The 375-nt window shown below is 48.3% G+C and carries 1 protein-coding gene; it reads left to right on the forward strand.

Features of this window, described 5'->3' with window-relative positions:
* The coding region (locus BWI97_RS27920; RefSeq protein ID WP_199182137.1) for a hypothetical protein at window positions 1–375 on the forward strand (375 nt) is incomplete at both ends.

The raw sequence follows: 375 nt of genomic DNA on the forward strand, positions 1-375 counted from the left end.
CAGGCCATTAGCAACGACGGCTATACACTGAACAACAATCAGTTTGTATGGTCGCCCCGGTACTCCAATACGGAATTGCAGGCGTACCAGAATGGAACGGCCCCTTCGGTAGACTGGTACGGCGAAACGCTCCGGAAGTACGGACGTTACCAGAACGCCAACCTGTCGTTTACGGGAGGTGATCAGGTGTCGAAATATGCGATCATCCTGGATTACATGAAACAAACGGGACTGTACGACATACCCAGCTCGCCGTCTACGTCAAACGCCCAGATTCAGCGATTTAACCTTCGTACCAACCTTGATTTCAAATTCCTTCAAGATTTTCGGCAGAAAATTCTTCTTTTCAATTTGTCTATTATTAACCCCGTCCTC

The sequence above is a fragment of the Siphonobacter sp. BAB-5405 genome (assembly GCF_002872335.1).
Taxonomy (GTDB): Bacteria; Bacteroidota; Bacteroidia; order Cytophagales; family Spirosomataceae; genus Siphonobacter.